At 42.1% G+C, this 15,367-nt stretch carries 12 protein-coding genes; 5 read left to right on the top strand and 7 right to left on the bottom strand.

Annotated features, from left to right (window positions below; genetic code table 11):
• Nucleotides 1–36: 36 nt before the first annotated feature.
• Both E0Z06_RS08950 and upp read right to left on the bottom strand, forming a co-directional pair.
• Nucleotides 37–921: an alpha/beta hydrolase gene (locus E0Z06_RS08950; RefSeq protein ID WP_132583885.1), complete on the bottom strand. Its 885-nt coding sequence runs from the start codon at nt 919–921 to the stop codon at nt 37–39.
• Nucleotides 922–936: 15 nt separating this feature from the next.
• Entirely contained in the window at nt 937–1,563 is a 627-nt protein-coding gene (upp, locus tag E0Z06_RS08945) for a uracil phosphoribosyltransferase (protein WP_132583883.1), read from the bottom strand.
• A 119-nt stretch (nt 1,564–1,682) separates the two neighbouring features.
• On the opposite strand from upp, the gene E0Z06_RS08940 reads away from it, so the two are divergent.
• Nucleotides 1,683–3,902 (top strand): S9 family peptidase, encoded by a 2,220-nt coding sequence (locus E0Z06_RS08940; protein ID WP_132583881.1) that lies wholly within the window; start codon nt 1,683–1,685, stop codon nt 3,900–3,902.
• Nucleotides 3,903–3,983: 81 nt separating this feature from the next.
• Here the strand turns inward: E0Z06_RS08940 and E0Z06_RS08935 are convergent, their stop codons facing one another.
• Complete coding sequence (locus tag E0Z06_RS08935; protein WP_132583879.1) at nt 3,984–5,240, bottom strand: HD-GYP domain-containing protein; 1,257 nt, start codon at nt 5,238–5,240, stop codon at nt 3,984–3,986.
• Nucleotides 5,241–5,469: 229 nt separating this feature from the next.
• Between E0Z06_RS08935 and E0Z06_RS08930 the strand changes: the two genes are divergently transcribed.
• From E0Z06_RS08930 to E0Z06_RS08920, 3 genes are all read left to right on the top strand, one after another.
• Nucleotides 5,470–6,156: a TetR/AcrR family transcriptional regulator gene (locus tag E0Z06_RS08930; RefSeq protein ID WP_132583877.1), complete on the top strand. Its 687-nt coding sequence runs from the start codon at nt 5,470–5,472 to the stop codon at nt 6,154–6,156.
• A 1-nt stretch (nt 6,157) separates the two neighbouring features.
• Entirely contained in the window at nt 6,158–8,473 is a 2,316-nt protein-coding gene (locus E0Z06_RS08925) for an acyl-CoA dehydrogenase (RefSeq protein WP_132583875.1), read from the top strand.
• Nucleotides 8,474–8,542: 69 nt separating this feature from the next.
• The gene (locus tag E0Z06_RS08920; protein ID WP_132583873.1) at nt 8,543–9,043 is read left to right on the top strand and encodes a GNAT family N-acetyltransferase; all 501 of its coding nucleotides are present in this window, start codon (nt 8,543–8,545) and stop codon (nt 9,041–9,043) included.
• 38 nt (nt 9,044–9,081) lie between these two features.
• Here the strand turns inward: E0Z06_RS08920 and prsK are convergent, their stop codons facing one another.
• From prsK to E0Z06_RS08900, 4 genes are read right to left on the bottom strand one after another with little or no spacing between them, the layout of a single operon-like run.
• Complete coding sequence (gene prsK / locus E0Z06_RS08915; protein ID WP_132583871.1) at nt 9,082–11,136, bottom strand: XrtA/PEP-CTERM system histidine kinase PrsK; 2,055 nt, start codon at nt 11,134–11,136, stop codon at nt 9,082–9,084.
• Complete coding sequence (locus tag E0Z06_RS08910) at nt 11,133–11,894, bottom strand: serine protease (protein ID WP_243695480.1); 762 nt, start codon at nt 11,892–11,894, stop codon at nt 11,133–11,135. Before E0Z06_RS08910 ends, prsK begins: the two co-directional genes overlap by 4 nt.
• 7 nt (nt 11,895–11,901) lie before the next feature.
• Nucleotides 11,902–12,909, bottom strand: a complete 1,008-nt coding sequence (locus E0Z06_RS08905; RefSeq protein ID WP_132583869.1) for a glycosyltransferase — start codon at nt 12,907–12,909, stop codon at nt 11,902–11,904.
• A 2-nt stretch (nt 12,910–12,911) separates the two neighbouring features.
• Nucleotides 12,912–14,018: a glycosyltransferase family 4 protein gene (locus tag E0Z06_RS08900; RefSeq protein ID WP_132583867.1), complete on the bottom strand. Its 1,107-nt coding sequence runs from the start codon at nt 14,016–14,018 to the stop codon at nt 12,912–12,914.
• 123 nt (nt 14,019–14,141) lie between these two features.
• Here E0Z06_RS08900 and E0Z06_RS08895 point away from each other — a divergent pair, with 123 nt between their 5' ends.
• On the top strand, nt 14,142–15,212 hold the full coding sequence (locus tag E0Z06_RS08895; protein ID WP_132583865.1) for a glycosyltransferase family 4 protein: 1,071 nt from the start codon (nt 14,142–14,144) through the stop codon (nt 15,210–15,212).
• Nucleotides 15,213–15,367: the final 155 nt, after the last annotated feature.

Below are 15,367 nucleotides of genomic sequence, written 5' to 3'. Positions count from 1 at the left end.
TTATAGCGGAATTTTGCTGTAGCTTTAACAGCTATTTCAGCGATGAATATACGTCTTTATCGCATGTTTTATCTGCTGTGCCGCACGTTCCGGCTGTTCTTGCATAAAGCAGTGGCCACCACTGACAACATCTACATTAACTGCGCTATTAAGCTTTTGCCATTTACTAAGAGATTTAGCAACAAAGTCATAGCTATTACTACCATAAATAACCTTAACCGGCGGGCAAGGCTTGGCTAATTGTTGCCAAAGTTTGTTTGGATAAGAAGAAAAGATATCGGCTTCGCGCTCGGGGCGGCATTTTAAACTTAAGCCTTGCTCACTGGGTTTTAAGGCATGATCAATATAAGCGGCTAGGGCGTCGGGGTGCCAATTGGCAAACATACCACGATTGGTAAAGTATTGCAGCGCACTATCGCGATCTGGCCAGTGTTGACGCCGGCGAAGTGCAGCCTTGGCCAGTGGGTTTTTGTCGTATAATTTAACGCCATTTAAGGTTTGCATAACGGTGAGCATGGTTGGTGTGAATATTACCGGATCGAGTAAAATAGCGCCTTGAAATGGGCTAGGTGCTGCGGTGTGAATTAGTGCTGTTAGTACGCCGCCAAAGCTATGGCCAACGGCATATACTTGATCTGTTTTATACCAGGAGCGATGAGCTATAAAGGCTTGAGCCGCAAGATCAGCACTGGTGTTCCAACCAACAAAAACGCCGCCGTGATCGCTATCGCCGTGGCCTTGTGCGTCAGATAAAAACAGCTCAAAATCCTCGGCAAGTATTTGCAACATAGGCTGATACATGCGGCTACAAAAGCCATTACCGTGCAGCATATGTAGCAGGGGTTTCCCGCTATCTTCAGTGCGATAGCCACGTAAGGTAAAGCCATATGACGTGTCGTAAGACCATGGAACTAACTGCACGTTGTACTCCTTATATTATTTTGTGCCAAATAGTTTATCACCAGCATCACCCAGCCCAGGTAAAATATAGCCGTGTTCATTTAAGCCAAGATCTATTGCTCCAGCATATAGGTCGACGTCTGGGTGGGCGAGTTGTAATGCGGCAATGCCTTCAGGTGCGGCTACTAGTACTAAGGCTTTAATATGTTTGGCGCCCTGTTTTTTCAATAAGTCTAAGGTAGCAATCATTGAACCGCCGGTAGCCAACATTGGGTCGATTACGATAGCTAAGCGCTGGTCTAAATTAGCCGCGAGTTTTTGAAAATAAGGTACGGGTTGTAATGTGGTTTCATCGCGATATATGCCTACTACGCTAATACGCGCGCTAGGCAGTAACTCTAATACACCATCAAGCATACCTAAACCGGCGCGCAGTATAGGCACTATGGTTACTTTTTTACCTTGTATTTGCTCAATAGCTATAGAACCATTCCAGCTGTTAATGGTTACCGTTTCGGTAGCTAAATCTTGGGTGGCTTCGTAAGTGAGTAGGCTACCTAGTTCTGAGGCTAATTGACGAAATTGTTTAGTACTAATATCGGCAGCGCGCAGTAAGCCAATTTTGTGTTTTACCAGTGGGTGGGTAAGCTGATGTATTGCCATAGTTAAAATCCTCTGTTTAACGCAACTAAGCATACCGCAATCGGCTTTTACTTGCAGTTTGTTGTGAAGCGTTATAAAAACGTTGACGTTTAACTAGCAAGTAATAACAGGGATACAATATGCGAATTAAAATACCACGGTATTTACTGGTAGTGTGCTTATTAATGGGAGCAAGCGTAGTGGCAGAGGCCAAACAACTTGAATTAGAACGTCTATTTGCTGATCCTGCGTTAAGCGGCGCAACACCGCGTTCATTAACTATGGCACCTGACGGCAGCAGAGTAACGTACTTAAAGGGTAAAGCCACCGATGCGAATCGGCTAGATTTATGGGAATACCATATTAAAGAGGCTAAGCATCGTTTATTAGTTGATGCTGACAGCTTAGTAACGGGGGACGAAGTATTATCTGACGAAGAAAAAGCTCGCCGTGAACGCATGCGTTTATTTGCTTCGGGTATTATTAGTTATAGCTGGGCAAAAAATAGTGATGCATTGTTATTTCCGTTAAACGGCGATTTATATTATTACCAACTAAAAGGTAAAAAAGCGAAAAAACTGACCAATACTGCCGAGTTTGAAACTGATGCTACTATCTCACCCAGTGGACGTTCAGTCGCCTTTATTCGTAAGCAAAACCTATTTGTTTTAGATATTGCCAGCGGTAAAGAAACCCAGTTAACCACGGACGGTGCCGGCGTAATTAAAAACGGCATGGCAGAGTTCGTTGCTCAAGAAGAAATGGGCCGTATGACCGGCTATTGGTGGGCCCCAGATGATAGTAAAATTGCCTTTATTCGTTCTGATGAAAGCCAAGTAGCTGAAGTAGTGCGTAATGAAATTTACGCCGATGAAATAAAGCTATTTAACCAGCGTTATCCGTATACCGGTAGCGCCAATGCCAAAGTAGAATTGGGTGTAGTAAGTTTAGCTGATGGCAATGTTACGTGGTTGCCGCACGGTGATAATAACGACATTTACATACCGCGCGTAGATTGGACTAAAAACTCGCGCTATTTAAGCTATCAGTGGCAAAGCCGCAACCAACAGCAGTTAGAATTACGTTTAGTTGATTTAAGTAATAACCAACAAAAAGTACTGCTCACCGAAACCAGTAATACCTGGTTGAATTTGCATGATGATCTGCATTTTTTAAAAAATGAAGCAGGCTTTATTTGGGCGTCTGAACGTGATGGCTATAAGCATCTGTATTATTTCGATTTTAACGGAAAGTTGCAGCGCCAATTAACCTCAGGTAACTGGGTAGTTGATGAGCTTGATGCGGTAAATGAACAGCAAGGTATGCTGTATTTTACTGGCCGTAAAGATACGCCGCTAGAGCGCCATTTGTATAAAGTTAGCTTAAACGGTGGGGATATTACGCGCTTAAGTGAAACCGGCTTTGATCACGCTTTGGTGATGGCAAAAGATGGTAGCAGTTTTATAGATAGCTTTTCTAATGTTACTACACCTAATAAAGTGGCGCTGCGTGCACTTAATGGCAAAGTATTAACTTGGCTTGAGCAAAACACCTTAGATAAAAACCACGCACTAACGCCGTATCATAGCGAATTAAACGCACCACGGTTTGGTACCTTGCAAGCTGAAGATGGCCAACTAATGCATTACCGGATGTTTGAACCGACAAACATTGAAGCCGGTAAACACTATCCGGTTATTGTTAGTGTTTATGGTGGCCCACACGCCCAGCGCGTTACCAACAGTTGGAGTCCACGCGATTTGTATTTGCACTACTTAGTGCAGCAAGGTTATATGGTATTTCAGCTAGACAACCGTGGGTCTTATAATCGCGGTAAAGCCTTTGAAGATCCTATTTATAAGAAATTGGGCATTGTTGAAATAGCCGACCAAATAAAAGGCGTAGAATATTTGCGTAGCTTGCCTTATGTCGATGCTAAACATATTGGTATTTATGGCCACAGCTACGGCGGCTATATGACCATAATGGCCATGTTTAAAGCCGGCGATTACTTTACTGCTGGTGTATCTGGTGCGCCAGTAACGGATTGGGCACTGTATGACACGCACTATACTGAACGTTATCTTGGACACCCAGCAGACAATGCTCAAGGTTATATTGATAGCGCAGTATTTCCTTATGCTGATGGTTTAAAAGGTAATTTATTGATTTATCACGGCATGGCAGATGACAACGTGTTATTCACCCACAGCACGAAGTTGTATAAGCAGCTGCAAGATAAAGGCTTATTGTTTGATATGATTGATTACCCTGGCAGCAAACACTCGATGTTTGGTCAACCGGTGCAAACGCATTTACATAAAAGTATTACGCGGTTTTTTGATACGCACCTAAAATAGGTTAAGCCATTATTAATACGGCTTACATAAGCCGGTGATACAGGGTTACAGTCTACTAGGCTGCAACCCTGTTTTTGTTAGTTAAGGCTTACCCTGAATATGATAGTTAATCTGAGCTCTTGGGTTAAGATAGGCCGCGACATGCGGTGGTAAAGCCTGCAGACTAACCACCTTACTGATGCGAAGTTTGTCTAGCTCTAAGGCGATAATAGGTGCTTCAAGCCTAGGTACATCGGCGTCATATATTAATACGTTAGGGCAGAGTAGGTTGCTGCTATTTACAGACATAACAATAGCCAATCTTTTATCAGATAGATAAACGATGGTGCCGGGCGGATAAATGCCCATCATTTTAATCATTACCCGCATTTCGCGTTCTGCTAGTTTGCCGTTCAAGCTGCGGTACATATAAGCTAAGGCATTGTGCGGCGAACGAGCTTTACTGGTATCGCAAGGATGACATAGGTTATCAAATTCATTTACTATCGCAACAAGTTTAGCTAGTGGATCAATACTGTGTTCTTTTAATGCCTTAGGGTAACCGCTGCCGTCTATATATTCATGGTGTTGTTCAATAATGGGCCATGCATCTAGTGGGAAGTTGTCAGTTAAACCCACTAAATCTAAACCATATTTAGTATGCATTTTTAGCAGGTTTTGCTCAGGCGGTGTTAGTGCTGATACCTTTCTAAGTATTTGCGAAGGTATTTTTAGTTTGCCAATATCATGAAATAACGCACCTAAGCCTACAGTTTTAATTTGTTCGGCTGACATATTAAGATTTTTTGCTAACATCATTGATAACGTGGCGACGTTAAGAGAATGGTAATATAGGCCTTCTTGTTCTTTATTTGGTGCAGCAATTAAATGCAGAACTACTGAATTAGAACCAAGTAAAATATCCGTCATAGCACTAATTAAGCTAGTAGCATCGTTAATTGCATTCAGTGGCCGACTTTGCACCTTACTCATCACGCTTCTTACCTGCAATAATGATTGGGCATATGCCTTTTCTGTACGCTGAATGTCACGGCGATTAGCTTTAGCTTGCTCGATACGCTGCATTTTTTCTTGCTGCATTTTAACCTGAGCTTCACTGGCGGCCATATTGAAACTGGCAGCTTCATCATCACTAAGCTCATTAGGCATATCAACTTTTTTACTTTTATCAGGATAAAACAGTACATATTCTAAGTTTAATGAACGAATTATCTGCAGCTGTTGCATGTTTTCAATGACCATATTAGCGGATAAAAAAGGATGTTTTAACCAACCGCTGGGTAACTTAATAGCATAACCAAGTTTTAAATCGGCAGGTTTAGTTTTTATTGCAGACAATAATGGCTCCTTAAAAACGGTAAGGTGTTAAGCATTAGTTTAAGCATATAGCGGTGCAATACAAGGTAACGTAACTATAGAAAAGCGGCATATATCGCTGTGTTGATCTGGCTAAATACAATTATCGTCATAAAAGCGCCTCAGGTACGACCAGATTGCGGTTTGCTACTTGACAGTGTTTTAATTCAAACGTACATTTCAAACAGGTGTTTAAATTGATGGTTTGAATATGGCAAGTAAACACAGTACCCAACATAAAATTCTTGATGCGGCGCAAAATTTATTTGCCGAAACCGGCTTTAATGACACATCGCTGCGGCAAATTACTAGCTTGGCCGAAGTGAATTTAGCATCGGTTAATTACCATTTCGGTTCAAAAAAAGAGCTGATCCAAGCGGTGTTGCAACGCTATTTATTAGTGTTAATGCCAAGGTTAGATCAAGAATTTACCCGTTTGCTGGCTACACGTCAGCCCAATAGTTTAGCTCAGGTGTTATCAGTATTTGTTAAACCGTTACTCGAGTTAAATAAGGTGCATCAAAATGGTACTCGTATATTTTTGCAGCTATTAGGCAGAGGGTATACCGATGTACAAGGACATTTGCGTTGGTTTTTCAACCAAAACTATGGCCGAGTGTTAGATAAGCTAGTACAGCTAGTACAACAAGCTTGCCCAGATTTACCGGCCAGTGAACTGTTCTGGCGCTTACATTTTTCACTCGGTACTGTGGTGTTTACCATGGCATCTAACGAAGCATTAGCCGAAATTGCTAAAGCTGATTTTAATGAAAAAGTAGATATTGAAGGCGTAATTTTACGCTTGTTACCGTATTTGTCTGCAGCGATAGCTGCACCTATACCCCAAGTTGCTCATATCAGTCAAACCGCGCCTATGTTGGCGAGTGAAGGAAGGTAATATGTTAGTGCTATTAATCTTAGTCGTTGCCCTTGCGATAATTTTTGGTGTGGCGGATATTCGCCGCAGTTTAATTACTAAACCTATTTTTGCGGTATTTAAAAAGATACTGCCGCCGCTATCAGATACTGAACGCGAAGCAATGGAGGCGGGGGATGTTTGGTGGGATGGTGATTTGTTTCAGGGCAAGCCAGACTGGCATAAGTTGCATAGCTTTCCTAAGGCAGAGTTAAACTCTACCGAGCAAGCGTTTATGGATAACCAAGTAGAAACGCTGCTAAAAATGTTAGATGACTATAAAATTGTGCAAGAGCAGCGCGATTTACCCAAAGAGGTATGGGATTTTATCAAACGCGAAGGCTTCTTTGCGATGATTATTCCTAAAGCTTATGGCGGTAGAGAGTTTTCGGCTATTGCCAACTCAACCATAGTGTCACGTATTGCCACGCGTAGCTTAACTGCCGCGGTTACTATAATGGTGCCGAATTCGTTAGGCCCTGGTGAGCTATTAATGCACTATGGTACGCAAGCACAAAAAGATCAGTGGTTACCCACTTTAGCTAATGGTACTGACGTACCGTGTTTTGCGCTAACGGGCCCTGAAGCTGGTTCTGATGCTGGCAGTATTCCCGACACGGGTGTGGTATGCAATGGTATACATGACGGCAAAGAAGTGCTGGGTATTCGGCTTAACTGGGATAAGCGTTATATCACCTTAGCCCCTGTGGCTACGGTACTTGGTTTAGCCTTTAAACTATACGATCCTGAGCATTTGTTAGGTGACAAAGACGAATTAGGCATTACCTGTGCGCTGATCCCAACGAGCCATGAGGGTGTTGAAATTGGTGATCGGCATTTCCCAATGAATATGGCATTTATGAACGGCACGACCTACGGTAAAGGCGTATTTATTCCGCTAGATTGGATTATTGGTGGGCCAGAGTATGCCGGTCGTGGTTGGCGTATGCTGGTAGAGTGTTTATCTGCTGGGCGCGGCATTAGTTTGCCGGCATTGGCCACTGCAACCGGCCATATCGCCACGCGTATGACAGGTGCTTACGGTTATGTGCGACAGCAATTTGGTATGTCAATTGGCAAGTTTGAAGGTGTGCAAGAGGCTTTAGCTCGTATTGGTGGTTTAACCTACGGCTTAGAAGCGATGCGGGTAATGACCGCAGGTGCTATTGATATGAAACTTAGCCCAAGTGTCGTAACCGCCATTGCCAAATACCATATGACAGAAATGTCGCGTACGTTAATGAATGACGCCTTTGATATTCACGCCGGTAAAGCCATTCAATGTGGGCCGAAAAATTACCTAGCGCATGGTTATATGGGTATTCCTATTTCGATTACGGTAGAAGGTGCCAATATTCTAACCCGTAACCTGATGATTTTTGGTCAGGGTGCAACCCGGTGTCATCCTTATGTATTGGCAGAGCTTGAAGCGGCGGCTAATCCAGATGCTGAACAAGGTTTAAAGCAGTTCGACAGTTTATTGTTAAAACATATAGGTTTTGCACTAGGTAATACTTTTGGCGCGTTATGGCAGGGGTTAACCGCAGGGGCGTTTAACTCTGCACCAGTATCAGGTGAAACAGCAAAATACTATAAACAGTTAAGCCGAATGAGCCGAGCGTTGGCATTAAGTGCAGACTTTTCAATGCTGATTTTGGGCGGAGAATTAAAACGTCGAGAGATGTTGTCAGCACGCTTGGCCGATGTATTAAGCCAGCTGTATATTGCTTCAGCGGTATTGAAGTTTTACGAAGACAATGGCCGTCAGCAAGGTGATTTACCGTTTGTTCATTACAACTTACAGCGTGCGTTATTTGAAATAGGCCGCGCGTTTGATGGCTTCTTTGTCAACTTCCCTAATCGTGTAGTAGCAAGGTTATTACGCAGCTTGGTATTCCCATTTGGTATTGGTTATAAAATGCCAAATGACGCTATTGCCGTACAAATTTGTGAAGCATTATCTAAACCTGGCGTAGTGCGCGACCGTATTACTCATTTATGTTATATCGGCGAAGACGAGCAAGACCCAACCGGTTTAATGGAAAATGCGTTTATTGCTATGTATGCTGCTCAGCCATTAATGAAGAAAATTTACCAAGCGCAGCGCGCTGGCACCTTGCCACGCAAGCAGCCTTTGTTGCAAACCATCGAGCAAGCTTTAGCTGCTGAGGTTATTAACGTCGCAGAAGCAGAGCAATTAACCAAAATGAATAAACTACGTTTTAACGCGATTAGTGTTGATAGCTTTAAAGCCGGTACATTAGAAGCTATGGGTATAACATCAGCTGAAGTAGTTTAAATAAACTGCTTTTGTTAAACGCCGGCTGGGTTAAATACACCGCCGGCGTGTTTATTTTAAGGAAACCTTATGTCACATAATATTAAAATACGCTTAGCTGAGCTTAAGGATATACCAAAAATATTGGCTTTTATTCAGGGTTTAGCTGAGTATGAAAAACTAACAGATCAAGTAATCGCAACCGAAGAAACGCTAACCAATACGCTGTTTAGTGAAAAACCTTATGCAGAAGTACTGATTGCAGAATATCAGCAGCAAGCGGCAGGTTTTGCCTTGTTTTTTCATAACTACTCAACGTTTTTAGCAAAACCGGGTATTTACCTAGAGGATTTATTTGTTGCCCCAGAATACCGTGGTAAAGGTTTAGGTAAAGCGTTACTCAGTTATCTTGCAAAGTTAGCAGTAGAGCGGGGCTGCGGTAGGTTAGAGTGGTCAGTACTTGATTGGAACCAAAGCGCCATTGATTTTTATCAGGCACAAGGCGCGGTAATGCTAGATGATTGGCGCATTAATCGGCTTACAGGCGAACAATTAAAAAGCCTAGCTAAACAAAGTATATCGGGTAGCTAAAATGAATTAACGCCGCCTGTTTTATAACACTGGCAGCGCTAATTGCTTGACGTAGCTATAGGTAGTTTTAATATAAAACAACTACCTGCTCCTTCAATACTAGTAACAATAAGCTGCCCCTGATGCTGTTGGGCAAACTGCAGTGCATCATAAGCACCTATACCCATTCCAGAGTTACCCTTAGTGGTGTCAAAGGGTTTAAATAGCCGTTGGCGAATAAACCCTTCACTCATACCGCAACCGGTGTCAGCGATACTAATACATAGCATTGGGCATAACGTATCGTCGGTTACATCTACCGTGATAGATACTGAGCCGCTGTCGGGCGTTGCATGTTGCGCGTTGTCAATTAGATGATAAAGCACACTACTAAAGCGTTCTTTATCTAGCGACAAGATGCCGTTTTGTTTAATTTGTAATGTGGGTACTGGCGCCTTTACTGCACATTTTAGCGTAATAACCTGCTCTAGCTCATCAGCTGCAGAAAACCGACTGCTAGTGTTGGTGTCTGTACGTTTATCCGTTAATTGTAATAGCATATTACCAAGCCGTTGTTGCATCGCTGCCAGCGTGTCAAAACTATCGGCAATAAACTCAGGGTTTTGCATATGCTTTTTACTATTATTTAGCAGTAAATCTAATTGCGCTTTTACATTTTTTAAATCGTGTACCACAAACGCTGACATTCTACTAAAAGCCGCAAATTGCGCATTTTCACTTAACGCTTTACTCGCCTGAGTTAGTAGCAAATGGCTACCTATTTGCTCAGTGATAATGGTGAGGTAATCTCTTAGTTCCCAGTTAAGCTTTAAGCGCTCAGAGTTAGGAGTATTAATAATACACAAGCCCCATAACTGCTGCTCGTCATAAATGGGGATAATAAGATGGCCATCGATTAGCTTATTAGCTTTAAATTGCACGAAGCTATCATTGGTATCCGACAAGTCAGTGATCCAACCTGGTCGAATATAGCTTAGGCAGTATTGGGTTAGTAAACTCAGTTCGTCTGGGTTAACCGCTTCTCGGTGAATATAGGCAAGAGGTTGTAATTGCTCTGGCGTAAACACCCTAACTAATGCACCACGTTGATAGCCGGTAGCACTAAGCCATGCTGTTAAATACGATTTATAATCAATATCTTGTTGTAATTTTATTGATTTTAAATATTGACTAAGGTTTAACCATTTGCTGCGGTAATCAAACTTATTAGCGTAAAAGTTTTTTTCAATATACACCTTAAATTTACGGCGTATTTTACCTGATAGCGCAACTACACCAAGCAGCAAAAAACCAGCCGCAACAAATACCGCCTGTATTAAACCACTCCAACTAAGATCAAATAACTTGATCGAAAAACCAGCTAAAGCAAGCGCACTAAGATAAATACCGGCCAGTAAAACGATGGTGCTGTTTACAACAATCTCTCTGGACACATAAACGTTAATTTCCCAGGAACGAATACGGCGAATAGCGATAACTAATAACGGTAATACTAATACGGCGATATAGCCGCGAGCGGCCCAAAGTTCTGGATCAATCCGACTAAATAGGGCCGCTTCAGCCAGCAGAATAAAGTCGTACAGTATTAGTGAACCCAGCCCAAGTACGAGCGGTTTAAACTGCCAGACAAAGCGACCAGCTTGGCGATACAGTGCCTCAAGCAATGCTAGTTGGCCGATACAAAGCAATAAATTAATACTAAACGTAACGCTGCTATCGAGCGAAATAAAAATGTTTACGCCAACCCAAATGAATATGCCAAGTAGCATTAATTTCACCGGAGTTTGGCTTAAAAATGGCCGCCAATGCTTATTGCTGTTGCTTAGACAAGAAAACAGCAATAACAGCAACACAGCATGACGTACCGATTCAATAACAACCGAGTTAGCACTAATAAAGGGTTGATTGCTAAAAAATAAGTAAAATGCCGCCCAAACAACTTGAGCCGTGGCAAAAGTAAGTAATAAGCTCTTAGTTCTGTTTGCTGCCTTGTCAGTTAATAACAACAAAAATAAAAACAAGTAACAGCATATGGCTAAACCAAAGCCGATAGCGCTTATATTTAATACCAAATCAACGCTATTTTCGTTCAAGATTTATTACTGCTCTCTAATAATATTTGTAAATAATTAACCGGAATTGCATAGGTAATACCGCTAGGGTTAGACAGCACCGCTTCCTTAGTCGATTTAACATGCACTCGATTGATAATAGCTATCACTTTGCCATCGTCTAGCGAAAACAAAGGGCTACCGCTATTACCCGGATAAGCCGTAGCATCAAGTTGGTATACTAAATAGGGCTCTTTTAATGCTCGTATGGTTCGTGTTTGTAATTCTTTGGAATTTTGAGCTGGAATAACAACCGGTGTATGGGCAGCAATAATACCTTGATGCGTTGCTGGATAAAGCCCAAGTATTGACGTTATAGGATAACCGGTGAAGCTAATAGTGCTGCCTTCAGCTAGCATTGCGCCTTGTGCTAAACGTAACGCTGGTAAAGCTTTTTCAATAGAAAGTAGGGCGATATCGTGGGCTATGTCTTCGCTAGTTTGTAATACCGGATGTACTTCAATTTTTTCACCTTGGCCTGATAACACAACATATTGTTCTAGCTTAGTGGTGTCGGCGCGCTTGGCAACAACATGGAAATTAGTAGCGACCTGCTTGCCGTTACCCACCACAAAACCCGTACCGAGTAGTTGAATACGCGGTGATGCCGTAGGGTTCATCAAACCTATCGCAACAATAGAGGGTTTAATGTTTTTTATATGCTCGGGTAAATTAACGGCCATAACCGAATGGCCTACTACTAGCGCGTACAGCGTTAAAGCATAACTAAATAATCGCATAGGTTTATTAACTCTGTACTTGACGGTTAAATTGCTCAATTGCAGCAGGGCGCGCCGTTGCATCGGGGTTTGATAGTGGGTTCCAAACCGGCTTGAATAGTGTTTTAACTTTAGCGACTAATCTTACCACTTTGTTACTTAACGAAATGGGTATGTGTAACCAACGGCAAAGTAAAAATACTTTACGACGAAACACCCAATGATACATCGCTTGTTCCGCATAAAAGTTGTAGTGCCAACGCTGCTCGAAAAGCCGTGATGAGTTATAAGTTAATGATGAGTTCCAACGGAAAAAGAAAAAACGAATATCGAACCAACTCATGCGGGTGCCTAAGTTATCAAAAATAATAACCGATTTGGGTTGGCTTAATATTTTATAACCTAGCTGACGTAGTTGAATACCAATATCGATATGCTCACGAATAACCATTGAGGGGAGTTCTATTTGTTGCAGGGCTTTAGTTAGAAATAACACGCCGTGTAATTCAAACATATCGCTTGGTGCAACTTGCTGGGGAATATCATTAGGCAAGGCACGTCGATAAGACTTATGCTCAATGATATAGTCTTTACCATTTACATCAACTAGTTGCACTGCGTTAGTGTATAAATGATTGCGCAGTAATGCACCTTCATCAACGCCTTCTTTCTCTAACGTTAATGGGTTAACAACCGCTGCACCTGTTGATTCTGCTGTGTCGATAAGAGGCTCTAACCAATTGGGTGTAACATTAGAGTCATTATCTAACAGCATGGTATAAGGTGTGGTTATACTGTCGCGTACCTGATTAAGCGCGTCCATAGGAATAATCAAACCTAGTTCTATTACTTCTGCGTTAGATTTATTGCGAAGAAGTGAATAGAGCTGGCTTTTAAGGTGTGCAGGGTAACCAAGATCTAATACCTTTAAAACAAAGGGTTCAGGTGTGCACAGATAAAGATTTTCAATACATTCGATAATACCCGAGTAGCGGTCACGAGGGCTTATTACTACAGTAACACGGGCTTGCAACATGATTAAGATCCTTCTTTTTGCAAAAGTTGATTAAAAATAGCCTGATAGCTGTCAGTCATTGCCCGAATAGAGAATATTTGCTGTACACGAATGTAGCCGGCGTCAGCCATATTCTGACATAACTGTTCATTATCGAGTAGCCTAGTTAAATTATCAGCCAGTTGCTGTGGCGATGCTGGTTGCACTAACAACCCCGTTTCGCCGTGCTGTATAATTTCTTTAATTCCACCAACATGGGTAGCAACGACAGGTTTTCGCCTAGCACCAGCTTCAATAAATACTAAACCAAAAGCTTCTTCGTGAGAGGGTTGAACAAAAATATCACAGGCGTCAAGCCACTGCGCGCTATCGGTTATTTGGCCAAGAAACGTCACCTGCTTTTCTAGGTTCAGCCGAGCGCTAAGCTCTATTAATTTAACACGTTCTTGCTCACTACCTGTGCCTGCTATATAAAGAAAAACATTCGACCGATTTAGTAATGCAAGCGCACGTAACGTATCTTGATGCCCTTTAATTTCGCCTAAATGACCAATGCTAAGTAATATTTTACCTTCGTCAGCTATATTGAGCTCAGCTCTGGCTTGCGCTTTGTTGCGAGGTGGAATAGATAGAAAAGCAGTACCACCATAAACGACACTACACCGATTCTCTGGTAACCCCATAGTGTTAGTCAGGCGCTTTAAGCGGTCTTCAGAGACGGCAATTGAGTGTGATAGTGCAAAGTTGATAAAGCTATTACAAAGGGACGGGTTGTAACATTCAAGCCTAGAGCGATGAAATGTACCTACTGCAGGTATTCGGCACAGTTTTGCCGCTAATCCCGCATATAATTGGCTAGATTCGCAGTGTGCATGGACTATGTCGATGTTATATTTACGAATTAATTTAACCAGTTGCCAAATTAATGCAACGCTTTTACCTTTGCCTCTTTTAATATACACATTTTCTGTGGCAGACGGGTGTGTTTCAAATGGGCTAAAACAAACAGCAATAACCTGGTAGCCTGATTGACTAAGCGCATTCACGGTATCGTAAAACCTTACCGTACGACCACCTTTCCCCAAACTCTGTACAACTTCCATAATGCGCAAATCGCCGCGACTTCTCACCTTATACTCTCCCTAGTATAGTGATGAATGTAAATAAATTTAAAACTATATTTCACAAAGTCTAGCATACAGGCTAGTAAATTGTATAATTCTGAAAAAACGTCGATATCAGAAGGAATTGATATGTCGAGTACCGCTAAGTTGTCGGTAGTTCACATAGTTAGTAGTTTAAATGTTGGTGGTGCCGAACGATTTGTTATTGATTTGTGTCAAGAGCAATTAGCGCAACATATTACTCCGGCTATTTTATCCTTTGGCAGCGTGCAGGATACGTTAGTGGATGTTTGTGATACTAAACAGATCCCACTCACCGTTATAAAAGGCAAAAGTTGGCAGGAGCAAAAGCGCCGGCTGGCGTTGTTATCCGGTTTTGACGTCATTCATATTCACTCGCCCGCAGTACTAAAAAGCTTAGTTTTTCATTTGTTTTTTTTACGCCACAAGCGGCTTATTTATACCCGGCATGGTGCGTTGCTACTAGATAAACTACACTGGGTAATCGTGCATCGCATTGCTCGTCACTTTATTAATTATGTCACCTTTGTTTCAGCAGAAGCGAAACAAAATTTTGGCTACCATGCTTGGCACAATGTACCGCATTTAGTTATTGATAACGGGGTAGTGCTGCCATTAGCAAACGAGGTTTTTAGTAACAACAATAGTATATTAAAGCTTGGTTCGGTTGGTCGCATGGTTGGCTTAAAAGGCCAAATTAGTTTACTAAAAGCAGTGGCGCAGTTAAGTAAAACCCGGCAACAGCAAGTTGAGCTACATTTTTTTGGCGATGGAGAACTGCGGGTCGAGCTTGAAACTTACGCCGAGCAACATGTCAAAGCAAAAACGGTCTTTCACGGTGTAGAGATAAATAGAGAAAATATTTATCCACATATCGATGCTCTAGTGGTTACCTCTAGTACTGAGGGTTTATCTATGGTGATTTTAGAGGCTATGGCCTATGGCAAGCCAGTTATTGCCACTAACGTTGGTGGCAACCCCGTGTTAGTAAAACCCGAACAAACCGGCTGGCTGTATGAATATAACGATATTTCGGCGTTAGCTGATTTAATTACTAACGCCATTGATGAACCGCAACTCTTGGCTAAGTTTGGTTTGCAAGCTAGAGAATGGGTAGCTGAGTATTATTCTTTAGAGCGCACGGCCACTTGTTATCAAGAGCTATATCGTGCGCGCTAGCACACCATATTACTGGCACTGGCTTAGGTTATTATCGCTTGCTATTGCTTTATCTATTGCCGGTATTGCTTATTGGCCGCAATGGCTCTGGCTTGAATGGCTTAAATTGTTATTACTCTATGGACCTGCGTGGTGGTGTTTCGGGCTACTTATAC

Source organism: Rheinheimera sp. D18 (assembly GCF_004345025.1).
GTDB classification, from domain to species: domain Bacteria; phylum Pseudomonadota; class Gammaproteobacteria; order Enterobacterales; family Alteromonadaceae; genus Alishewanella; species Alishewanella metallidurans.
The sequence above is the reverse complement of the archived record's forward strand: the minus strand, read 5'-3'. Positions and strand labels throughout refer to the sequence as shown.